Source organism: Paenibacillus paeoniae, assembly GCF_003388735.1.
Taxonomy (GTDB): Bacteria; Bacillota; Bacilli; order Paenibacillales; family Paenibacillaceae; genus Pristimantibacillus; species Pristimantibacillus paeoniae.
Map to the genome: position 1 here is coordinate 303606 of NZ_QUBQ01000001.1, position 22954 is coordinate 326559.

23 protein-coding genes are annotated in these 22954 nt (G+C 49.0%); 18 read left to right on the forward strand and 5 right to left on the reverse strand.

Features of this window, described 5'->3' with window-relative positions; translation table 11 throughout:
- Positions 1 to 11 precede the first annotated feature (11 nt).
- The 12 genes from DX130_RS01405 to DX130_RS01460 all read left to right on the forward strand — a co-directional run bounded on the left by DX130_RS01405 (position 12) and on the right by DX130_RS01460 (position 10698).
- The gene (locus DX130_RS01405; RefSeq protein WP_116042239.1) at positions 12 to 233 is read left to right on the forward strand and encodes a hypothetical protein; all 222 of its coding nucleotides are present in this window, start codon (positions 12 to 14) and stop codon (positions 231 to 233) included.
- A gap of 36 nt (positions 234 to 269) precedes the next feature.
- Positions 270 to 656, forward strand: coding sequence for a spore coat protein (locus DX130_RS01410; protein ID WP_116042241.1), 387 nt, complete (start codon positions 270 to 272; stop codon positions 654 to 656).
- A gap of 104 nt (positions 657 to 760) precedes the next feature.
- Entirely contained in the window at positions 761 to 1252 is a 492-nt protein-coding gene (locus DX130_RS01415; RefSeq protein ID WP_116042242.1) for an Lrp/AsnC family transcriptional regulator, read from the forward strand.
- Between the two features lie 17 nt (positions 1253 to 1269).
- On the forward strand, positions 1270 to 2487 hold the full coding sequence (locus DX130_RS01420) for an aminotransferase class I/II-fold pyridoxal phosphate-dependent enzyme (protein ID WP_116042244.1): 1218 nt from the start codon (positions 1270 to 1272) through the stop codon (positions 2485 to 2487).
- 111 nt (positions 2488 to 2598) lie between these two features.
- Positions 2599 to 3201, forward strand: a complete 603-nt coding sequence (locus DX130_RS01425; protein WP_116042246.1) for a cob(I)yrinic acid a,c-diamide adenosyltransferase — start codon at positions 2599 to 2601, stop codon at positions 3199 to 3201.
- 7 nt (positions 3202 to 3208) lie between these two features.
- Positions 3209 to 4171 (forward strand): RluA family pseudouridine synthase, encoded by a 963-nt coding sequence (locus DX130_RS01430; protein ID WP_116042247.1) that lies wholly within the window; start codon positions 3209 to 3211, stop codon positions 4169 to 4171.
- A gap of 40 nt (positions 4172 to 4211) precedes the next feature.
- Positions 4212 to 4583 (forward strand): arsenate reductase family protein, encoded by a 372-nt coding sequence (locus tag DX130_RS01435; RefSeq protein ID WP_116042249.1) that lies wholly within the window; start codon positions 4212 to 4214, stop codon positions 4581 to 4583.
- On the forward strand, positions 4580 to 5815 hold the full coding sequence (locus DX130_RS01440) for an aminotransferase class I/II-fold pyridoxal phosphate-dependent enzyme (RefSeq protein ID WP_116042251.1): 1236 nt from the start codon (positions 4580 to 4582) through the stop codon (positions 5813 to 5815). The genes DX130_RS01435 and DX130_RS01440 overlap by 4 nt, the downstream gene beginning before the upstream one ends.
- 265 nt (positions 5816 to 6080) lie before the next feature.
- Positions 6081 to 8072 carry an AraC family transcriptional regulator gene (locus DX130_RS01445; protein ID WP_165861113.1) on the forward strand — a complete coding sequence of 664 codons (1992 nt, stop codon included), beginning with the start codon at positions 6081 to 6083 and terminating at the stop codon, positions 8070 to 8072.
- Between the two features lie 134 nt (positions 8073 to 8206).
- Positions 8207 to 9070: a 5'-3' exonuclease gene (locus tag DX130_RS01450; RefSeq protein ID WP_116042254.1), complete on the forward strand. Its 864-nt coding sequence runs from the start codon at positions 8207 to 8209 to the stop codon at positions 9068 to 9070.
- A gap of 149 nt (positions 9071 to 9219) precedes the next feature.
- Positions 9220 to 10071 (forward strand): CPBP family intramembrane glutamic endopeptidase, encoded by an 852-nt coding sequence (locus DX130_RS01455; protein ID WP_116042255.1) that lies wholly within the window; start codon positions 9220 to 9222, stop codon positions 10069 to 10071.
- A gap of 18 nt (positions 10072 to 10089) precedes the next feature.
- A complete protein-coding gene (locus DX130_RS01460; RefSeq protein WP_116042257.1) occupies positions 10090 to 10698 on the forward strand; it encodes a TetR/AcrR family transcriptional regulator in 609 nt (202 codons plus the stop codon).
- 80 nt (positions 10699 to 10778) lie between these two features.
- On the opposite strand, the gene DX130_RS01465 is transcribed toward DX130_RS01460, so the two are convergent.
- Both DX130_RS01465 and DX130_RS01470 read right to left on the reverse strand, forming a co-directional pair.
- Entirely contained in the window at positions 10779 to 12125 is a 1347-nt protein-coding gene (locus tag DX130_RS01465; protein ID WP_165861114.1) for a sensor histidine kinase, read from the reverse strand.
- 1 nt (position 12126) lies between these two features.
- Positions 12127 to 12840, reverse strand: coding sequence for a response regulator transcription factor (locus tag DX130_RS01470; protein WP_116042260.1), 714 nt, complete (start codon positions 12838 to 12840; stop codon positions 12127 to 12129).
- A gap of 177 nt (positions 12841 to 13017) precedes the next feature.
- Here DX130_RS01470 and DX130_RS01475 point away from each other — a divergent pair, with 177 nt between their 5' ends.
- The 4 genes from DX130_RS01475 to DX130_RS01490 are packed head-to-tail and all read left to right on the forward strand — an operon-like array spanning position 13018 to position 17301.
- A complete protein-coding gene (locus tag DX130_RS01475; RefSeq protein WP_116042262.1) occupies positions 13018 to 13884 on the forward strand; it encodes a carbohydrate ABC transporter permease in 867 nt (288 codons plus the stop codon).
- 32 nt (positions 13885 to 13916) lie between these two features.
- Complete coding sequence (locus tag DX130_RS01480; protein ID WP_116045642.1) at positions 13917 to 14774, forward strand: carbohydrate ABC transporter permease; 858 nt, start codon at positions 13917 to 13919, stop codon at positions 14772 to 14774.
- A 19-nt stretch (positions 14775 to 14793) separates the two neighbouring features.
- Entirely contained in the window at positions 14794 to 15930 is a 1137-nt protein-coding gene (locus DX130_RS01485) for an efflux RND transporter periplasmic adaptor subunit (protein WP_116042264.1), read from the forward strand.
- Positions 15931 to 15972: 42 nt separating this feature from the next.
- Complete coding sequence (locus DX130_RS01490; protein WP_240644456.1) at positions 15973 to 17301, forward strand: ABC transporter substrate-binding protein; 1329 nt, start codon at positions 15973 to 15975, stop codon at positions 17299 to 17301.
- A gap of 96 nt (positions 17302 to 17397) precedes the next feature.
- Here DX130_RS01490 and DX130_RS01495 read toward each other — a convergent pair whose 3' ends face one another.
- The 3 genes from DX130_RS01495 to DX130_RS01505 all read right to left on the reverse strand — a co-directional run bounded on the left by DX130_RS01495 (position 17398) and on the right by DX130_RS01505 (position 20084).
- Positions 17398 to 19323 (reverse strand): AraC family transcriptional regulator, encoded by a 1926-nt coding sequence (locus DX130_RS01495; RefSeq protein ID WP_116042267.1) that lies wholly within the window; start codon positions 19321 to 19323, stop codon positions 17398 to 17400.
- A gap of 193 nt (positions 19324 to 19516) precedes the next feature.
- Positions 19517 to 19657 (reverse strand): M13-type metalloendopeptidase, encoded by a 141-nt coding sequence (locus DX130_RS27365; RefSeq protein ID WP_116042268.1) that lies wholly within the window; start codon positions 19655 to 19657, stop codon positions 19517 to 19519.
- Between the two features lie 115 nt (positions 19658 to 19772).
- Positions 19773 to 20084, reverse strand: coding sequence for a YbjQ family protein (locus DX130_RS01505; protein WP_116042270.1), 312 nt, complete (start codon positions 20082 to 20084; stop codon positions 19773 to 19775).
- 239 nt (positions 20085 to 20323) lie between these two features.
- Here DX130_RS01505 and DX130_RS01510 point away from each other — a divergent pair, with 239 nt between their 5' ends.
- Together DX130_RS01510 and DX130_RS01515 are read left to right on the forward strand one after the other, a co-directional pair.
- Positions 20324 to 21058, forward strand: coding sequence for a response regulator transcription factor (locus DX130_RS01510; RefSeq protein ID WP_116042271.1), 735 nt, complete (start codon positions 20324 to 20326; stop codon positions 21056 to 21058).
- The gene (locus DX130_RS01515; protein ID WP_116042273.1) at positions 21055 to 22794 is read left to right on the forward strand and encodes a sensor histidine kinase; all 1740 of its coding nucleotides are present in this window, start codon (positions 21055 to 21057) and stop codon (positions 22792 to 22794) included. Before DX130_RS01510 ends, DX130_RS01515 begins: the two co-directional genes overlap by 4 nt.
- Positions 22795 to 22954: the final 160 nt, after the last annotated feature.

A 22954-nucleotide genomic window follows, 5' to 3' on the forward strand; every position in this document is an offset into this window, starting at 1 on the left:
GGAGGATTACTATGCTGCAACCCATGACAGCCAAGGAACTGGAATACATTGCAGATTCCATGTCCAACGAGGATTTGCTAATGAAGCAGTGCACGGCGGTTGTCTCGATATCTACGACGCCTGCCATCAAGAATTGCTGCTCCCAGATGATCCAGATGCATCAACAGCACTATGATTCGCTTATGCATGCTATTGAGCATCATCAGCAGATGGCGCCAACCCAGCCTCAGTAACGTCATGAAATTCTATATTGTATTGGAGGGAATAAAATGAATCAGCAATCGCAATCCATATTGACGGAGGAAGATCTGGCTTCGACGGTTCTGTCCGATCTGAAGCGCGTCGTGCGTGAATACGCGACGGCAGCGACGGAGTCTACTTGTCCGGATATTCGCCAGTTGTTTACCAAGCTGCTCGACAATACGCTGAAGGCGCAGGGACAGTTGTTCCAGGCGATGCAGCAAAACAATATGTACAATCCAGCGTCCCCCGTTCTTAGACAAGAGCTGGACAAGCAGGCGCAGCAATACAAGCAGACGGCGCAAAAAACGAAGCAGCAGCTTCAACAGGCGCAGGGCGGATCGCAGCAAGGATCGTACTTCAATCCGATTCACCAGCAGCAGTCCGGTCAACAGCAGCAGCCGTATTATAACTAAGACCCTTTCGGGGGTCTTTTTTTATTCACTTTTTCTTTGCAGGAAGGGGGGATTAGGTGTAATATATTTTTTATAACCGCAGGCGAGCTGGAAGGAGTTTTCGCATGAACGAATTACAGTTAAAAGTATTGGAACTGCTGAAGGAAGACGCCCGCAGGGACGCGGAACTGATCGCGACTATGCTGGATCAACCGGTTGCAGAAGTGAAGGAAGCCATTGCCGCGATGGAGCAAGATCATGTTATCGTCAAATACGCAACAGTCGTGAACTGGAGCAAAGTGGATGACGAGAAGGTAACGGCCTTGATTGAAGTACAAATTACACCTGAGCGTGGACGTGGATTCGAAGGCATTGCGGAGCGCATCTATCTGTATCCGGAAGTAAAGTCGGTCTACCTGATGTCGGGCGCCTATGATTTGCTGGTGGAGGTTGAAGGGAAGACACTGAAGGAAGTCGCTTCATTCGTGTCCAACAAGCTATCGCCGATCGATGCGGTGCTTTCGACCAAGACCTTTTTCATATTGAAAAAATATAAACAGGACGGCATCATCTTCGAGGAAAACGAAGGTGACCATCGACTGATGGTATCGCCGTAATATAAAGGGTGATGGTGATGATTAAAGAGAAATCGCAAGGAACCTCCATCCCTGTGCAGCGTCAATCGATGGCTGACTATTTGTCTCCTCTTGTTCGGGACATCAAACCGTCGGGGATCCGCCGGTTTTTTGATTTGGTCAGTACGCGCAAGGATATCATAACGCTTGGCGTCGGCGAACCTGACTTCGTTACGCCATGGCATGTTCGGGAGGCGGCGGTATACTCGCTGGAGTCCGGTAAAACTCAGTATACGTCGAATGCGGGGATGCCTGCGCTTCGCGAAGCGATCGGGCATTACTTGAATGATTCGTTCTCGGTCGACTATGATCCCGCGAACGAGGTTCTCGTGACGGTAGGGGGCAGCGAAGCGATTGATCTGGCGCTCCGCGCGCTTATTACGCCGGGCGATGAAATTCTGATTCCTGAGCCTTGCTATATTTCTTATTCACCGATAACGGCTCTTAGCGGCGGCAAGCCGGTAGGCATCGAGACGTTCGCAGCGGATAACTTCAAGCTGCGTGCGGAACAGCTGCAAGCGGTCATTACGCCTCGCTCCAAAGTACTTATCTTATGTTATCCGAGCAATCCGACCGGCGGCATCATGACTTACGAGGACTGGCTGCCGATTGCAAAGCTTGTGGAAGAAAACGATCTGATTGTCATTTCCGACGAAATCTATGCCGAGCTGACATACGGCTCCAAGCATGTCAGCTTTGCGGCGATGCCGGGTATGAAGGACCGCACGATTCTGGTCAGCGGCTTCTCCAAGGCCTTTGCGATGACGGGCTGGCGGCTGGGCTATGCTTGCGGGCATGAAGAGATCATTGCTGCGATGCTCAAGATTCATCAATATACGGTTATGTGTGCTCCGGTTATGGCTCAATACGCGGCTCTGGAGGCCCTTCAGCATGGTATGGAGGAAAAAGACCGCATGGTAGAGTCTTATAATCAAAGGCGCAGGCTAGTCGTAAAGGGTTTCCGGGATATCGGGCTGGACTGCCATGAGCCGCAAGGTGCGTTCTATGCCTTTCCTTCTATCGCTTCCACCGGATTGTCGAGCGAGGCATTCGCCCAGCGGCTATTGGAGGAAGCGGGCGTCGCAGCGGTGCCGGGCGATGTGTTCGGCTTAGGCGGCGAAGGACATTTGAGATGCTCCTATGCGACATCTGTTACACAGTTGACCGAAGCGCTTGACCGCATCGGAAATTTTGTTCATCAATTAAAGCAAGGCTAGCCGATCAGCAGGTCAGGAGTCCATCCGGCCTGCTGTTGCTATAAGCGGAGCTATTTGGATGAACGTACAGGCTCGGGCGTCCTGCCCGTTCGACGATCAAGGAGGGAACGGATGAGATTATATACGAAGACCGGGGATAAAGGCCAGACGTCGCTAATTGGCGGCAGAGTCGGCAAAGATGATATCCGCGTAGAGTCATACGGTACAATTGATGAGTTGAACAGCTTTGTTGGTTTGGCGCAAGCCGAAGCAGCGAAATATGAATCGCTACAGGAGATGTCCGATTATCTGCTCGACATTCAGCATGAGCTGTTCGACTGCGGTTCGGATTTGGCGTATGCCAAAGAAGGCTCCCCGTTCAAGATGAATGGTGAGCCTGCTGTACGGATGGAGGAGTGGATTGACCGCTACATCGTAGAAGCTCCGGAGCTGACTAGATTTATTTTGCCCGGCGGCAGTGCGTTGTCTTCCATGCTTCATGTGTGCAGAACGGTGTGCCGCAGAGCGGAGCGCCGGGTCGTCACGTTGTCAGGGGAGCATGCGATCAATCAGGATGTGCTGATCTATTTGAATCGGCTCTCGGATTACTTCTTCGCCGCTGCTCGGGTTGCCAATTTCAAGCTTGATGTGCCGGATACGGAATATGTCAGAAGCGCGGAAGTATTCCGCAAAGGCAAGGCTAAGACCAAGCGCATTACCGAGGAGAAAGGCTGAATTAGCAATGGAACAATGGAACGGGCGCTATTATGCCCCGCTGGTCGTCGAAGTAACCGATCAGGATGACGGCAAGCAGGTTCGGACGATTCTGGAGCGCAGACTGGGTGTCTCGCGCAAGCTTCTGTCTCAAGTGAAGCAAACTGAACATGGGCTTACGTTGAATGAGGAGCGGGTCTACACGACCGCGATTGCGAAGTCGGGAGACACGATTCGTCTGCGCATGGAGCAAGAAGAATCCGAAGATATTTTGCCGCAACCCCTCCCTATTGAGATTGTATATGAAGATGATGATCTTCTTATCGTGAACAAGCCGGCAGGGATGATTGTTCATCCGACGCATGGCCATTATACGAATACGCTCGCCAACGGCGTGGTTCATCATTGGAAGCAGCGTGGGGAGCGGGTTCGCTTCCGCCCCATTCACCGACTGGACGAGGAGACATCAGGGTTGGTTGCCATTGCCAAGACAAGCTATGTGCATCAGCAGCTCTCGGAGCAGTTGCAGGCTGGAACCGTCATGAAGCTGTACAGGGCTTATGTATATGGCGTGCCTGTGCCAACTGCTGGCACGATCAATGAACCGATTGATCGGGATAATGAGCAGCCGCATCTACGTGTGGTAAGGCAGGACGGTTATCCGTCGGTTACGCATTATGAGGTTATCGCTTCTTACCCTGGAATGGAAGGGACGGCAGCCGCTTCCGTCAGATTGAAGCTGGAGACGGGAAGAACGCATCAAATCCGTGTACATATGCGCCATATCGGTTGTCCGCTCATTGGGGACAAGTTCTATGGAATGGAGCATGGACGAATAGAAGCGTGGGAGCTTGCCGCAGGACGACATGCCCTCCATGCGGAGATTCTAGGATTCGTGCATCCCATTAAAAAAGTGCCGATGGAATGGCAAGCACCTCTGCCTGTCGAGTTGGCGAGTCTTGAGAAGCTGCTTGGTATGAATGGGAACTAGTAGGCTTCTATTACAATTGAGGGGAGATTGTATACGAGTTATGGCAGATCGTAAAGTTACAATCATTGAATATCCAAAATGCAGCACATGCAAAGCGGCGATCAAATCACTGAAAGCAAAAGGCAACGAGGTGGTTACCCGCCATATTGTGGAGAATACGCCTACAGCCAAGGAGCTGAAGGAATTGCTTCAGCTAGGCGGATTGGACATTAAAAAATTATTCAATACTTCCGGAGAGGTTTATCGTGAGCTTGGGTTAAAGGACAAGCTTGCGAATATGACGGAGGAGGAGAAGCTGGAGCTTCTCGCTTCGCACGGCATGCTGATCAAGCGTCCTATCGTGACGGACGGCAAGCAGGTAACCGTAGGCTATAAGGAAGACCAATACGAGCAAGTATGGGGCCAAGCATGAAGGAGGACGTAGGGCATAGCGGCAAAACATGGCGATCGGAGCGGCTGTCAGCACTCGGTTCGTCAATCTTCTCGGAAGTGGCAGCATGGAAGGCGGCAGCGGCCAAGGACGGAGCCGATATGATTGATCTTGGCATCGGCAGCCCGGATCAGCCTCCAGCGGAGTCGGTCAGACGCGCTCTTGCGGAAGCTGCTCTTCAAAGCGACAACTACGCCTATCCGGCAACGAAGGACAGTATGCCCTTTAAGGAAGCGGCAGCCGCTTGGATGAAGCATCGCTTCGGCGTTATGGTAGATCCTGCAAGTGAAATGGTCACGCTGCTGGGCTCGCAGGACGGGCTGGCTCATCTGGCGATGTCGATCTGCGATCCCGGCGATGCGGCTCTGCTTCCTAATCCGGGTTATCCCATCTATGCAGGCTCGCTGGCTCTAGCCGGTGTCGAGGCGATCTTGATGCCGCTGCGGGAGGAGAACGGATACCTGCCCGATCTGGATGCAATCTCCGAGGAGGATTGGCAGCGTGCCAAATTCATCCTGCTCAACTATCCGAACAATCCGGTTTCGGCTATAGCCGATCTTACGTTTTTCGAGAAGGTGCTGGCGAGGGCCAAGGACTACGGGGTGCTGGTCGTTCATGACTTGGCTTATTCCGAGATGGGTTTCGACGGCAATGAGCCGCCGAGCATCCTGCAGTTGCCTGGCGCGTCTGAACAAGCAGTGGAGTTCCATTCGATGTCCAAAAGCTTCAATATGGCGGGCTGCCGAATCGGCTTCCTGACGGGCAATCGGGAAGCGGTCGGAGCGCTGCGTGAGCTGAAGGCGAATATCGATTACGGCGCTTTCTATCCGGTCCAGCAAGCGGCGGTCGTCGCGCTTCGCGAAGCGATGGCTGCGCCCCATAAGCCGAAGGCAGGCAAGCTGTACGAGCGCAGGCGCGATCTGTTCCTGGATGCGCTGCGTGCGGAAGGATGGGACATCAAGCCGCCTAAAGCGACAATGTTCGTCTGGGCACCGCTGCCGAAGATGACTTGGGATCGGGGAGAAGCATGGACCTCAAGAACGATTTCCCAGGAAATGCTGAAAGCCACGGGCGTTGTTGTCGTGCCTGGGGAGGCTTTTGGCACAGAAGGAGAGGGCTATGTCCGCATTGCACTTGTCGAAGATGAGAGCAGACTGTTGGAAGCTGCTGCGCGAATTGGACGATTTATTCGAGGAGAGCTAGTAATAGATTGACCGTAGCGTAGGTTTGACGGACAATGCGTATGCTTACGCTTGTGATTTGATTGCGTACTGAAATCATTATGATAAGGGCTATCCCACTCATCTTGAATGACTGGGGATAGCCTTTTTTGCATAGCACAGAGGACAGGCTGCTTCTTTTTAGTAAAGGTAGTCAGGAGCAGCACTATGGAGCACAGATCAGTTCGTTATTGAAATGAGAATGATTATCGTTTATAATTACCGCAATTCTATAAGTGGCTATCGCGGGGTGTACGCATTGAGTTGGGAAGATCAGGTACAGCATTGGAATCAAGTATCTGCTACCGTATTGGATATTCGTCATAAAGTGTTATGGGAGGGGCAGGATTGGCTGTCCTATTCATTGCCTGCGAATATTTTTTTGCTAGTGGTTAGCGGAAGCGCCTACATGCGAGTAGATGAGCAAAAATGTTATATCAAGCGCAATCATCTTATACATGCAGGTAAAGGCGGGGTTGTGGACATTTTGCCTGCCAAGCAGGAAGTATCGTTTTATCTCATTTACTACAAGGCTAATTGGCCCATGTCAACGGTACAATGGGTTGAGGATGGACGGAAGAAGAAGGAACAGCCACTTCGAGCGTTCTATCATGTTATCCCCCCTGAGCCAAATGTAATCCACAATCAGGTTCGCCGAATGCATGAAGAGTGGAGGCATCCCTGCGTGTTGGTGCAAATTCGTATGAGAGCTATGCTGTTCGAGTTTGTACATGAGTTGTTCAGTCAGTTGGAACACGTCAAGGAAAATGGAAGCTCTTCTGATTTGGTAGCGAATGCGCTGCGTTATATTCACGAGCATTATACAGAAGCCGTAACGATGAATCAATTGGCGGATTTGCTCGGCTGCAGCAGCAGCTATATGTACCGATTGTTCAAGGCGGAGATTGGCAAAAGCCCTAATGAATATATCATTGGAATACGGATGGAGCAGGCTCGGCAATATTTGATGACCACGAAGCTGACACTACGGGAAATTGCTGTAGCCATAGGCTACTCTGATGTCTATTACTTTAGCCGTTTGTATAAAAAACAGTATGGCGTTTCACCGCTGATTTCCCGCAAACGTGAATTCGATAATCAAACGCAACAGCTTAATCCATTAAATCCGTCACTATCCTCTATTGTTCCGACTAGGCTGCTCTCCTATAATCAAAATGTAATTGAAAATGATTATCAAGATGAAGGAGAGATAGAATTGATTTCGAAGAAACATTCAACAGCTTCCATGACCGCCTTAGTGATGCTATGTCTATCCCTTCTGGTTAGCGCCTGCCAAGGGGGCAACAGCAATACAGATGTACAGCGCCAAGGAAGTCAGGCTCCTCAAAGTACGAATACGGCTGACTCAGCTTCCGCTGGCAACGATGCGGAGTCCGCTTCCGAGACTAGAATGTACAAGCATAAGTATGGTGAGACGGAAATTCCGAAAAGCCCCACACGGGTAGTAACCGCCTACCACCTCGGCCATATGCTTGCATTAGGTGAACGGCCGCTCGGAGCCGCAACCTACATTCTTCAATACTCTGAAAGCGCAATGGATACGACAGGTGTCAAGGATTTGGGAGCACCTCTTAGCCTTGAGCTCATTGCGGATTTGGAGCCGGACTTGATTATATTGATTGAAGCGTATCTCGAGCCAAGCGGAGGGTATGACGCCTTTAACAAGATTGCGCCAACCGTTGTTATTGAGGTTAATCAGGATCCGGTTAAGGATATTCGGCTGATCGGTGATTTGCTTGGGAAAGGGGAGGAAACCGAGCAATGGGTGAGCCAATATGAGGATAAAATTGCTCAAACAAAAGAACGCGTGCGGGGAGTATTTGGTCCAGACGAAACCTTCACGATTCTCAATGTACGGAGCGAAAAGATTAGGATGATTTACCGGGATCGCAATATGGGTGGCAATATTTTGTACTCGTATTGGGGATTAAAGCCGCAAGAGAAAGTACTCTCCGATGTGATTAACGGTATTGATGATGAGTCCTCTTATCTGGATATATCCGAGGAAGTGATACCGGAATTCGTCGGCGATCATCTTATTCTGGCCACAGCTCCCGACGCAGACGAATCCGTGAACCATTTAATGAATAGCGGGTTATGGAGAAATCTCGATGCCGTGAAAAACAATCGGGTCTATCGAATTAACTTTGATCAATTCCTGTTCAATGATCCGATCTCTGCCATGAAGCAGGTTGATATTTTGGCTGATGTCCTCACCGCCAAACGCTAAAGGCTTAAAGTAGAATAGAAGTCAAAGGGAGAACATCACTTCTACCCTCGTATTTCCAACATAAATTAACATTGCCCCTTGTCCAAGGACATACTACAATTAGAAAAGATGTGAAGACAGGGGATGGTAATAGAGTGGATCGTAATAACAAAGTACTTATCGTGGATGGAATGGCGCTGCTTTTCAGAGCTTTTTTTGCACAATCGTATAGCGCGAGAAGGCTTGAAGATGGAACACCAACTAACGCAATTTATGGCTTCTTTCAATACTTGTTTGATGCTGTAAATGAATTTTCACCAACTCATGTTGTATGCTGCTGGGATATGGGAAGCAAAACGTTTCGATCGGATTTGTATTCCAACTACAAGGCCAATCGACCTGAGGCACCTGAAGATTTGATTCCGCAATTTTCTTTGGTGAAAGAGCTTGTGGCCGCGTTCCAAATTCCTAACGTTGGATTAGAGGGCTATGAGGCCGATGATTGTATTGGTACGGTTGCTCGAAAGTTTCGTGAGGTTGGACAAGTCTACATTCTTACAGGTGACCAAGACATGCTGCAGCTCGTGAATGAGGATGTCCATGTTATCATTATGAAAAAAGGCAGGTCCAATTATGCCGTATATGATTTGGAATTCCTCAGAGAAGATAAGGGGATTCTGCCGTTCCAAGTCATTGAGATGAAGGGGCTGACAGGAGATACGAGCGACAATTACCCTGGCGTAAAAGGTATTGGCGAGAAGACAGCCTTAAAGCTGCTCACTGAATATGAATCCATAGACGGTATTCTCAGCAACCTCGAAATATTGCCGAAGAGTGTGAAAGCGAAAATTGAAGCGGATTTGGACATGCTGCACCTGTCCAGAACACTCGCCAGAATTAACATTGAGGTGCCGATTGAATGCCAGTTCGATGACTGTGCGTGGTCGGTTCCAATGGATGAGGTGACTACGGTATTCGAAAAGTACCGTTTGTCCACTTTGCTGAAAATGATTAGTTAAATAAAGAACTAAGGCAACCTTTAGGATAAGGTTGTCTTTTTTTATGGTCGTTTATAATCCGTGTTTCATATTGACAGCTACACCGAATGGCTTTATATTGTAACTACCGACTAATAAGTCGGTAATACAACATAGGATGGGTGCATGTCATGGGAGACAAATACGGACTTCAACCGAAAATACCATTAGGCTTTAAATCTTTAGCAGGTCTCATCATCATTTTAGTCATTTGGCAAGGGGGATCATTAGTATGGTTGAGTCTCATCAATCCGTTAATTCCCGCTACCCGTACAGGATTGCCCAGTTTCATCACGCTTTTTTTATCCTTCTGGTTCCTGATTCTTGGCGTTTTTATAGTTACCCGTTATGTCTTCAAAATATCTTTTCGGGCATTTTTGTTTGAAGGCAATAGACCCTATTTTCGAAAGTTTGCGAAATATTTTTTGTGGTACTTCCTGGCATTGATTGTGTATTTGATTGTCGATATTGCCATACATCCTCAAGCTTTTACACGAACCTTCGATCCGCTTCCGTGGTTAGGTGCATTCCTTGTTGCCGCACCCTTGGTATTGATTCAGGTTTCTTCTGAAGAAATTTTGTTCAGAGGGTATATGTACCGGATGTTCCGATCGTTAAAAGGAGGTGTATTCTGGTCCATCTTCGTCACTTCCCTAACTTTTGCGCTTGTCCACGGCTTTAACCCCGAAATGCTTAATTACGGTGTCTGGGGACCGTTGTACTACCTGCTCGGAGCTTTCTTTCTGGGAATCGTGGCTTATCGCACGAACGGTCTGGCTGCGCCTATCGGCATTCACTTTGCCATGAATCTATTTAATACAACAATTTGGGGATATGGTTCATCGACGTTTGAAAGCATGGGGCTGAAAAGCATCGTTATTCGAGAAACATTGGACATGTCATTTGCATTCTTCGGGATTTTTGTTATCGTTATCTCGTATGGCGCTTTTCAACTTTGGAAGGATAAGAGGAACCGTTCGTAAGGTTCCGGGAGGAGCTTTATGACGAGAAGACGATTGCCGGCAGAAGAAGCAAAATCGATCATTTTACACTATGCCAAGCTGTTATTTATAGAAAACGGCTATGACCGGGCTAAAATGGACGACTTATGTGTATTAACAGGGATGAGTAAAGGCAATTTATATCATCATTTTAAAAATAAAGAGGTACTCTTTCTTCAACTGTTTACCCAGCATGCAGAAGAACTATCGCAAAAATGGCATCGTTCAGCCGAGCTGCTCACGTCACCTAGTGAATTGCTGCTTGAAATGGCTGATTTAATGGGAAGAGATTGTGAAAGTCCATTAATCCAAGCGCTTGAGGAATATGCCAAGACGCTGTCCAGTGAATCCGAAGCATTGACTACCTTGAAAGAGATTACTGATTTATCTTATCGAGCAATAAGACAAGTGCTGGAGAAGGGAATTGAACAGGGTATGTTCATCCATGAAGATATCGAGACGTTGAGCTTTGGTGTCATGTCCACATTGTCTGGAGCAACGCAGCTCTGTCTGACGATGCCGAAGTTAAGCGGGGATGAATATGCAGCGCTGCATGTCAATGCGGTCAAGCTGCTCTTAAAGGGGATTGCGACGAAGGAGCCTCACTAAAAAAGAGAGCATGCCAAACTAACAATAGCCCGGCTGATTCCAGCCGGGCTATTGTCATTCCCGTAACAGATTACCCGCCGTTAAGAGCGGGTTGGAAAACGCAAAACGAACACCGCCCCACCACCCGAATCGTTATGGGCCGAAATTCGGCCATGACATCGCTCGACGATGGCGCGGGAAATCGCCAGTCCTAGCCCCGTCTCGCCATTCTTTCCTTTCGCAAACCGCCCAAAGAGCTGGGACAATAGCGGTTCAGAGATCCCTTCGCCGTCGTCCGAGATTCGGATGGCGATCCCTTCAGTGTCGGCAGAGGTTTCGATACGAATCGTATCCTTGGCATATCGGGCTGCATTGCCCAAGATGTTGATGAGGGCTTGCAGCAGCTTCTCGCGATCGGCATAGATCGACCACTCTTGGTTGCTATCGAATCCTTCCATTTCGATCTGCAAGCCGTTTTTGACCAGGAGCGGGTTGATGCGCTCCAACGTCTCCGCGATTAATTTCTGTATTGGGACGCGGTCCATATGGAAGATGCCTTCTTCGCTTTCCAGCTTGGAGAGAAGAATCATTTCCGTGACAATTTTTTTCAACCGTTCGCATTCCTTGACGATGACATCGAGCCCTTTATTGGCATGATCCCCCGTAAAGATGCCGTCTTTGATACCTTCCGCGTATCCTTGGATGGACATAAGCGGCGTTTTCAAATCATGCGAGGCGTTCTGGAAAAATTGCTTTTGCGTATGCTGGTATTTCTCCAATTCGCCGGCGAGATCGTAGACGGCCTTCGCGACTTCTCCGATCTCACCTCCCGTTTCAACTAATTGAACCTCGGAGAATTGACGCTTCTCTACCTTGTTCAATTCCTTCCTCAGATCCCCTAATGGCTTGACGAGTCTTCTCGTTATGAGCACACTCAGCAGAAAAGCGACGATCCCGCCAATGGACAGGATGATCATCAGCCGTTTAAACAAGGCGAGCTGCATCGCCTTGATTTTGCTTAGCGGGGCTGTCACCAGCGCGGTGACGGGTTCGATGCCTTGCATGGATGTTATAGACTCGACGATATATTGATCGTTTTTTCCCCGCCAGATTCCTCCTGTGTCTAGATTGTTTTGATTCGATAATTCCATCAATTCTGATGTCGCTTCATCGGTAAGGGTGCTATAAACGACTTTCTCTCCGGGCGCGATCAATACCACATTCGTAAATCCGGTCAGAGGCATGGATTCTGTATTAGTTTCATGGGCCGGCACGAGCGGCATGACTGGCGTTAAATTCATCAGCATGTTAGCTTGATCGCGCATCTCCTTCCTTTGGCTATCCACCAAAGTCTCGCGCAGCAGCGGATAAATAAGAACGGCAGTAACCGCCAGAATACATAGCAGCAGTATTGCAAATGAAAGATGAAGCCGATAAATCATTCTCATCTTATGGCCCCGTCCTTTCTGTCCGAAGCCGATAGCCATGTCCCCATACCGTATCGACTGGAAGCTGTTTTATTTTTCTGCGTAATCGCTTCACCAGATCGTCAATTGCCCGATCATACCCGTAATAATTATCTCCCCAGATCAGTGTGAGCAGCTCGTCCCGGGTGAACGACCGATTCGGTTGCTCGGACAATGTCTGCAGCAGTTTAAATTCCTTCAGCGTCATTTCTACTTCTTCCCCATGCCAAAATACGCGTCGTTCCCCTAGAATAAGCCGCAGTTCGCCAACTTCGATCACGGTTTGTTCGGACTGCGAAGAAGTAGCGTTCTCCTGAGCTTGGCGAATGGAGCTGAGCCGGTGGAACAAGCGGTTCACGCGCGCGACCAATTCTCTCGGACTGAACGGTTTCGTCAAATAATCGTCGCCGCCAAGCTCGATTCCGAGAATGCGATCAACTTCTTCATCACGCGCTGAGATCATAACGATCGGCACTTCCGCCTCTTTACGAATTTGCCGGCACAACTCGAAGCCGTTCATCCCTGGAAGCATAATGTCGAGAATCCACATGTCGGGCGGATCGTCCTTCCACAGCTCCCATGCGGCTTCAGCCGTTGACAACATAATGGTACGGTATCCCTCTTTATGCAAATAAGCCTCCACGATCTCTAAGATCTGGGCATCATCGTCAACTACGGCGATTTGATAGGACTTCATGCGGCAACCTCCTAGCCTTTTTCGAAAACTATTCTACCATATAAGATTCGGCTGGAGCCCAATTCCACACTTTTTCCACACCTTTTTCAAATTTATTACCCAGGTTTGTTTGTACACTGATAGAGGTAAAGCCGCTTCACACAAATTGTTTTTCGGCTCCCGATTGGAGGTTACTTCATGAAACTACGCCGTTTGGCCCGTAAGGAGCTTCTAGCCGCCATCGGTTTTCTTATTCCGAGTCTGGCCGGGTTTTCTATCTTTTATCTCATTCCGTTCGGCCAGAGCATCCTGAACTCGTTCCAAGATCGGCTCGGGGGAAGCTTCACACTGTCCAACTATCAGGAGCTGCTCCTTAGTTCCTCGTTTCAGAAAGCGGCGTCCAATACCTTTTGGTTTACCGCCATCAGCGTGCCGATCCTCGTCGTCGTATCGCTTTTGCTGGCGCTGCTCTTGAACCAGCGGACTTTTTTTCGCAACTGGCTTCGTACGGCTTATGTCCTGCCGCTTGTTGTACCGGTCGCTTCGATCGTACTTGTCTGGCAAATCTTGTTTGACTGGAACGGTGCATTAAACGCTGTTTTGCACTATTTTGGCTGGAGCCGCCTTGACTGGATGAAATCCGATTGGGCCGGCTTTGTCATCGTGCTGGTCTATGTATGGAAGAACATCGGCTACAACGTCATCTTGTTTCTGGCCGGTTTGCAGAACATCCCGGGTCAATATTATGAAATCGCCGACCTGGAAGGGGCAGGGCCCATTCGCAAGCTGTTCGGTATTACGCTTACCTATTTGACGCCGACGACATTTCTGGTCGTGTTGATGTCCGTGCTCAATTCATTCAAGGTGTTCCGCGAAACGTATCTAGTCGCCGGCGCTTATCCGTATGACCGGATCTATATGATGCAGCATTATATGAACAATATGTTTCTGTCTCTCGATATACAGAAAGTTTCGTCCGCAGCCGTGTTGATGGCGCTTTGTATTACGGTGCTTGTGTTCGTATTGTTCCGTACGGAGCGGATTTTCCGCGCTTATATGGAGTAGGCGCCAAGAAAGAGGTGAAGCACGTGAAAGATGTGAACAAAGAATGGGTCGCACCGCTGCTGCGCTCGTTATTGCTGATCGCCATCGCCGTTCTGCTGTTGATGCCCGTAGTCTTGACCTTCGTAAGCTCCTTTATGATGGAACGGGAAATTATAGCGAATTACAGCATGCTGGGCAAAACCGATACGAGCGTATTCGTTAATCTCAAATGGATTCCCGACTGGGTGTCGTTCCAGCAATACTACAAAGTATTGATCGCGACGCCAAAGTTTCTATATTTGTTCTGGAATTCCGTATCGATGGTAGTTCCCATCATCATCGGACAAGCGGTAGTGGCCACGCTCGCTGCTTTCGCGTTCGGTAAGCTCCGTTTTCCAGGCAGGGACGGGTTGTTCTTCCTCTACTTGATGACGATGCTGATGCCGTTTCAGGTGACGCTGGTGCCCAACTATTTGATGGCCGATCGGCTGGGTCTTCTGAATCAGCCCGGCTCCATCATTTGGCCCGGCGTGTTCGGCGCCTTTGGCGTGTTTCTGCTGCGGCAATTCATGCTCCAGATCCATTCCGCGTTTATTGAAGCAGCCAAAATGGATGGGGCGGGATATTTGCGCATCTTTCTATCGATTGCTTTGCCGATGGTAAAGCCGGGTATCGCCGCACTCGTCGTACTTCTGTTCGTCGATTATTGGAACATGGTTGAGCAGCCGATCATCTTCCTGCAAGACGCCGCGATGCAGCCGCTCTCGGTATTCCTTTCCCGCATTCAGGACGATGCGCTCGGCGTCTCATTTGCCGCTTCGGTTGTGTATATGCTGCCTATGGTGCTGCTGTTCTTAAGCGCTGAGCGGTATTTTATTGAAGGAATCCAGCTTTCCGGCGTAAAAGGCTGAGCGAAAGGAGATTGGCAACATGAAAAAACAACGCATTGCCAGCATTGCATTGATTATTTTTCTCCTCGTATTGGCGGGGCTGGCGTTGTTCAGCCAAACACTGCAAACCGCATTGTTGCCCAAAGTAACCACAGATAATGCTGCTAAAAAAACGTTGACCCATCGCATTGAGGGCAGCGGTCTGATTACGCCGCGTCGGCAAATCGAGTTAACCAGCGGGAGCGGCTGGAAGGTAGCGAACGTACATGTTCGTGATGATGAGCAAGTAAAGAAGGGGCAGGTTCTCGTTACGTTCGACGGAGCGGAGGCGGAGCAGCAGCTTCTCGACGCGGAAGACGAGATGAAGAAACGACATTTGAATCGAGAGCTTCTGCAAGAACAATTCGTGGCTGCTCAACGAGAAGGAGACGAGGAGGTGATTCGCAGAGCGAAACATGGCTTGGAATTGGATCAGTTGGACCAGGACATAGCGATACGGAGAATTGAAGCGCTGCGCAAAGATATAACGCAAAAACGTACGTTGACGGCGCCTGCGGATGGCACAGTAACGAAGCTTCAAGCCGAAGAAGGCTTGAGCGTTTCCCCAGGACAGCCTGTGCTGACGTTGGTGGAAACGGCAGAGGGGTTTCAATTCACTTTTACGGTAGATAAGAATTCCGCTGATTTGATACAAAAGGACGAGAAGGTATCCCTTAAGGTGGATGGGGATGAGCCGCGACAGATAGAAGGAACAGTTGCCGAGATTAAGGACACTTCCTCGGGAAAAGCGGGAGGGTCTGCGAGCAATCCGGACATGGATAGCGGCAATCCAGACGGAGAGGCCAAGACTCAAAAAACGATTGTCATTAACGTATCGGGCGACGGCCTGCAGGGAGGTGAGTCAGCCAGCATCTACCTGGATAAGCCGTTTAAGGATCAGGGGCTCGTCATTAACAAAAAGTGGATCAGAAAGGATGGCACCGGAAGCTATGTGTTTGTCGTTCGCGAGAATCGAAGCTCCATAGGCAATACGTATACGGTTCAGAAGGCTTATGTGAAGACAGGGCACGGGAACGACGAGGATATCGTCGTGCTCGGGGGCGTGTACTTGGATGAAGACATTGTGACGGAATCGAGCGAGCCGCTGCAGGAGGGCAATCGGGTCCGATTAAACTAAATGCAAGGATATGAAATGGAAGGGATGATTCTTTTGAAAAAAATGATGTTTGTGATGCTGACTATCATTCTATTGTTAACCGCCTGTTCCGGCAACGGAGGGGGAGAGACAAAGGGAGAGACAAAAGGCGAGACGAAGGACGGTCAAAAAACCGTTGTCTTATCGGTCATGAGGCAAGATCGTTTTCTGGAAAACGCTGTGCGGAAATTTGAGGAAAAGAATCCGAACATTCGTATTGAATTAAAAGAATACAAGGCGTCAGAAAATACGGGAGAAGGCGGCATGAGCATGGAAGCCCTCTCGCTTGCAGATGTTGAGAAGTACGTTCAGTCGGTGACGACGCAGGTCATTTCCGGCAAAGGGGCCGATCTTATACTTATGAGCGAATTGCCTCAGGACAAATTCGTCGCCAAAAAACTGCTGGTCAACTTGAACGACTTGATAGCCAAAGATAGCTCATTTGACCAAAAGACCTTATACACCAACATATTGAAGGCATCCGAGGATGGGGATGGCCTGTATGCGATGCCGTTCTCCTTCTCGCTCAACTTGTTTCAGGGAAATACCGAGCTATTGAAGCAGGCGAATATTGCAGTCGATAAAAAGGAAGCTTGGAACTGGAGTCAATTCAAGGAAGTTGCTCAACAATTGAAGCAGCAGGGCGGAGCAGAAAAATTAATTAATTTGGCGCCCATAACGTTGCTTTTCGATTATATTGAGGATAATTACGAACAGCTCGTCGGAGCGGGCAAACCGAACTTTGACTCGGATCTATTCCGGAATATGCTGAATGAAATCAAGTCTATGTATGAGGAAGGGCTGCTTAACGAAGGGATGTCGTTCGATGACGGCCTGGCGGCATTTCAAATGGTGGAAGTCTACAGCCCCGAGCAGGCGATAGCAATGTCTGAGGGTTTGGAGTATTACCAGAGGCCAAGCGCCAGCGGAGATAAGAACGGTACAGCGTTCAAGCCTGCATACAGTCTTGGGATTAACAGCAAATCGGAGGTTCAGGCGGAAGCATGGGCATTCATCGCGTTTTTGCTTTCCGAAGACATGCAATCTTCTCCGAATCTCACTGGAATTCCGATTAATAAGAGCGCAACTGAGAATCGCTTCAAGGAAATGGTGCAAAAAATCGAGAATGGAACGCTGGAAACAATGATGCCGATGCCGGATGGCGAAACGGCAAAAAAACGGGTTGAAGAGGTAACCAGACTAATCTCGGAAGTGGATATTCGAAGATTCAGCGATATGAAGGTGCTAATGATCGCTATGGAGGAGTTCAATAGCTACATGAGCGGTCAGAAATCCGCAGAAGAAGTAAGTAAGCTTATCCAAAACCGGGTGAATACGTACCTCAATGAGTAACAGAGCAATAACTTACAGGTGAAACATAAAAAGGCCATCCCAATCGTCAGGAGGACGTTGGGGTGGCCTTTTTCACGATTGTAAGCTTGTGTTGATTTATTGCAGCCGTGATACGTGTTCCATTAACTCGTCTACAGCTTCTTCCACCTTGTATGGACCGTAGTTCCATTTGTCACGGGTAACATTGATAACCCGATCCTCTTGAATGGCAGGGACGGATTGATACAGGGGCTCACTGAATCGTTCTGTCATCTCCGGGAGCTCATTATCTTTCATTTGGGTGAAGAAATAGTCTGCAGGACGATTGACCAGCTCTTCCATGGACAATACCCCGCCGCCGTCGGTATATTTCTCCAGATGCTGGGGCATTTGGAACCCGAAATCTTCATACACCAGCTTTCCGAGCGTACCGCCTTTCCCGCCCAGTAACACTTCGCCATTATAAATAATAAAGGTAATAGCTGTTGTACCCGGTTTGATTTTGACTTTGATCTGTTCTCGAATCGTCTCCAGCTTTTCCTCAAACTTGGCGATCCAAGCTTCGGCCTCCGTCGTTCGGTTCATAATATCGCCCATGGTTTTCATAGTGGTTATAACGTCAGGGTCTCCACCCCAAGCTACGGTGATGGTTGGCGCAATGATACTATAAGCTTCAAAGGAAGCAGGGTCAAAATAATCAGGCACAATGATTAAATCCGGCTGCAAGGCAAGGATTTTCTCTTTATTTCCGAGTCCTTCGCCTATGTTTTCGATACCCGCCATCTCATCTGGATACTGATCGAGCACATCTTGATCGGCGCCTATCGGTTTCATGCCTAGTGGCAACAGATATCCCCCATAAGTGACAACGACTACCTTTTTGGGTTCAACCGGTATCTCAACCTGCCTCCCAATTGCATCTGTGTACATTCTTGTTTGTTCCGTCGCAGCATCGGAGCTTCCTTGTTGCGGCTTCGTCTGTTCCTGCGCGCCTTCTGGCAACGTCGCTCCCGCGCCGCCGCATGCTGCAAGCAGCAGTGACAGGCTTAGCCATAAGGATACGGCTAAAGAAGGTTTAAAAAGTTGTTTCATTTCATTCCCACCCCAGTGATTGTATTGATAATGATTCTCTTTATTAATAATATAATGTGCTTCATTAGGAGGGGCAATGAACGATTCGGGCCTATTATTGGGACGAATTGAACCTCCTGATCGGAGACTCTGCACTTTAAACTGAGAAGGGGTGAGGCCGGTTACCTTTTTGAAAAGCTTGCTGAAGTAATACATATCCGTATAACCGACACTTTCCGCAACTTGCTTGATTGGAACCTCTGTGCCCGCAAGCCGCAACCTGGCATAGTGCATTCTTGTCCGGATGAGATATTCATTAGGACTGCATTCGTACTTACGCTTGAATACTCGAACCAAGTAGTGGGCGCTGTAATGAAACAGGCTGGACAAGGCGTCCATGGAGATGGCCTCATCATAATGCTCATTGATATATCGGGCGATCTGAGTCGCCAGATCGGGCATCTGCACGTCTGCCCCCGCAGTCTTCAATTGTTGGAATTGCTCATGTACAAATTGATAGAACAATCCTGACACCTGAAGCCGCTCCAATTCATGGCCCTGCGACCACAGCTTGTCCATCCGCTCCAGCAAGGACAGCAGCGACAAGGGATAACGCGGCAACAGCGAATAGGGAAGGTTGAACGGAGCGGAGCGTTCTGAACGGTCCCCTGCTGAGGTTGGCGGGTGAACAGGGAGCGCTTTGTATAGGATCAAATAATAATCAAAAGTGTCATTCAAACATTGGATATGGAGGGTTGCACCTTTGCCACCGTGAAGCAGATAGGAGTGGGTATCATGCCATTCCAGCTCATCCAGCTTCAAGCGGGCTTCCCCTTGATTGGTATAGAGAAAGGCGCTGGCGGGAAGGCGATACTCATGCAGCGTTTCTCCCGGTTGCATGGTCAGATGGCGGATATCGAGCACTTTCACGGGAGTATGGAGCCAGGTCTTGATGACTTTTGTCCAGTCCATGTTAATCCCTCAAGCCTTTATATAGGTAAGAAATCATATGTTTTGTCATAGCAGAGTCACCCTTCGATGATAATCAATATCACTCTTCCTAGTGTAAGGAATAGGAGAAGGGGAATCAACCTTGAATCACTTGAAAAAAGCCCCGCCGCTTCAGGTTGGCTGAAGGGAGGGGCTATTCGAGGAGTTTAATTCATTACCAAAGCGATATTCTGTTTTTTGGAGCAATGTACATGGCATCGCCTGCTTGGATATCAAATATGGTGTAGAAATCATCGGTATTCGCCACTACGACATTCGCTCTGACTTTACTTGGCGGATTAGGATCGATGAGCAAGTGTGATCCCTTTTTCTATGATCGGCTCCGAATTGCTCGTTTTTTTCGTTTGTATATATGCTCCTTTTCGTGAAATGCTAAAATTGGAAGTTCGGATTTTACGTGCAAAGGCCGCTTAGATGATAACTGCCGTACCGCTGACAGCGACCATGAGCATGCCTTTACGAATAACTTCGTAATTGATAGCTACACCGATAACGGCATTGGCTCCCATCTGTGAGGCTTGCTGTGACATTTCTTTGAAGGCTGCGTCTCTTGCTTCACTTAGCTTGGTTTCATAGGCTTTTGAACGCCCGCCCACAATATCCGTAATGGAAGCAAGAATGTCTCTTCCGACATTTGCGGCCATGATGACTTCGCCGGTAGCAACGCCAATATACTGTCTGACTGGAGAACCTTCTACGAGGGCAGTTGTGGTAATGATCATGGGTTATCCTCCTAGTATCAAGGTGGAGTGCTGTCCTTTGTTCTGGACCTATATTCATCCTGTGTCGAATGCTGCATCAACCTCTTGCACGGGTGACTGTGGTGGCATCTCCTCATATCCTATCCTAACGGTCGAATTGAAACAGAGCCTAAACGAATCGATTAACATTCGCTTAAGTTGGCTCCTGTCGTTTAGGTTCTGTTAAAGTGAATAGGCTACTTTGGAAAAGGGTGATTACAATGACCAATTTATCTGATATTAACATCGCAATTGTCGACGACGAACCATCGATTGTTACGATGCTGCAAATGGTGCTTCTCAGGGCAGGGTTTCAACAGCTGCACGCGGCTTACACCTGCGCAGAAGCACTTGATTTAGCTGCGCGTATATCTCTTGATATCGTGCTTCTGGACATTATGCTCCCGGACGGCAGCGGATTAGAACTCTGCTCCAAGCTCCGTGAATACGGGAATCCACATATTTTGTTTTTGACGGCCAAGGCATCCGATCTTGATATTATAAAAGGCTTCGCTATGGGCGGAGACGATTACATCACGAAACCCTTTAATCCAATGGAGGTAGCCGCAAGAATTCAGGCGCGCATACGTCGGCTAGAGATAGATTCACCGACGTTCAGTTTGGCGAATAGGCCAGATTCAGGTATTTACCGGTTCGGCCGCTTTACCGTTAGTGAGGGGGAAGGGGAGTTGATCGTGGAGGGGCAGCACGTTTCTTGTCCGGCTCAAGTCTTCCAGCTGTTGCTGCATTTCTGCAAGCATCCCGGGGTTGTCTTTTCCAAAACACAGCTCTACGACAAGGTTTGGGGAATGAACGGACAGGGCGACGACTCCACGGTGATGGTGCATATTCGGCGGATTCGGGAACGAATCGAGGTTGATCCCGGCGATCCGAAGCTGCTGCTTACTGTACGAGGGCTCGGCTACAAGCTGGTGAAGGGGCCGCAGAAGCCATGAAGATCCAACAGCGCATAGCCTTCCACTTCACGTATCAATTAATTTTCTTTGCTCTGCTGATCGTGACAATCAGTATTATTGCGAGTGCATTTTTTTTCCAAAATCGAATCGATAATGAAATACGCAGGAACTTTCCAGTTGGCGCCTTGCAGCTGATCGCTCAAGAAGCTTCCATGAAGGATGGCGCTATTCAGATATCTCCTAAGTGGGACAAGTTTATCGAGGAGAAAGGGATGTGGCTTCAGGTTGTAAGAAACGATGGCGAGGTCATATACGCCGTCAATACGACTTCGCATCATGCGCTGCCAGTCCTTTATTCCGCCGCCGAGCTGCTTCGCATTCAAGAGACACGTACACTTGGGGCATATGCGGTGTACACGCAGCTTAATTTTGCTCATAATGAGCCGCTGCTATATCTATTAGGTTATCAGAGTGCTGAACTTGACCAACTTGTCGCTTGGATTGGCGCATACGGAGAGCAGGGGATGGTACGCAGCGATTCGCTCTCCTTTCTGGACCAGCAGCTGCGAGAGAGCGATAGCTACTTGCAGGTGATCGACTCTACGGGCCATGCCGTACAGGGCATCGGTAATGACGCCTACTTACAGAAGGCGTATCTTCCGCTCGATATTTTGGCTATCCAGCAATCGCCCAGCAACTATGATACGACGATCGTCGCCCATCGGGATTCGCTGAGCGGAATGACATGGATCCTCTATATACCTAATGAAGCGGGAGTTCCTCTCAAGCATCCTGTAATGGATTCCGCCACTCGAGGACTTGTTTGGATTTCAGTTCTGATCCTGCTTTTGGCCCTACCGATATCCATCTGGCATGGCTATCGCTACGGTCAGCCGCTCATACTGTTCACAGGCTGGTTCGAGCGTATGAGCCGGGGACAGTATGGTGAGGTACTGACCAACAAGGACAAGCGGAAGGTATTCCGCCGTAATGGCAAATTGCGAATCCGTTTCAGGCTCTACAAGGAAGTGATAGAATCCTTTTATAAGATGGCCCATAAATTAGCTCAAGCCGAAAAGGAGCGCGAAACGCTGGAGAAGCAGCAGGCAGAGTGGATGTCGGAAATTTCTCACGATCTCCGCACGCCTCTGGCAACGATTCAGGGATATGGATATATGCTTGAGAGCTTGCCTGAGCAATGGAGCCATGAAGAGATGCGGGTCATGGGAACCACGATCCGGGAGAAGGGAGATTATATGCTGGAGCTGATCTCCGACTTTTCGATGATTCATCAGTTGGGGCAGGGCGATTCCATTATGGAGCTTCGGGAGCTGGACTTGGTTGAGCTGTTGCGTTGCTCCGTGCTGAAGTACGTCAACGATGCCACCATGTCGGAGTATCAATTCCAATATGTCGGGGAGGAGCGTCCTCTGCTCGTAAAGGCCGATGAAACTTGGCTTCAGCGGCTAATGGACAATCTGTTGTCCAACGCCGTGAAGCATAATCCTCCGGGTGTTACAGTCACAGTCTCGATTGGCAAGATAAATGGCAAGGCATGTATTCGCGTCATTGATAATGGCAGAGGGATGGACGAGGAAACCTTGCAGCATTTGTTCAATCGCTACTACCGGGGAACAAACACCGAGGAATCCACGGATGGCTCCGGGCTTGGCATGAGTATCGCCAAAACCATCGTCGAGGCGCACAACGGCGAAATCCGTGTACAATCCAAAGTCTGGCAAGGTACAAAAATTGAGATTCTATTGCCTTGTTGAGTGTTTGGTTAGGCATGAATGATTTGAAACGTGAAGCAGCAGCTATCCAGCTTGCTGGTCCATAGCGTGCATATTAGCTTATACAAAGAAAACGGTCCCTTTGAGAAGGAGCCGTTTCTTCAGAGTGTCGATAAAGTCATATGGACTTTTCGACACTTTA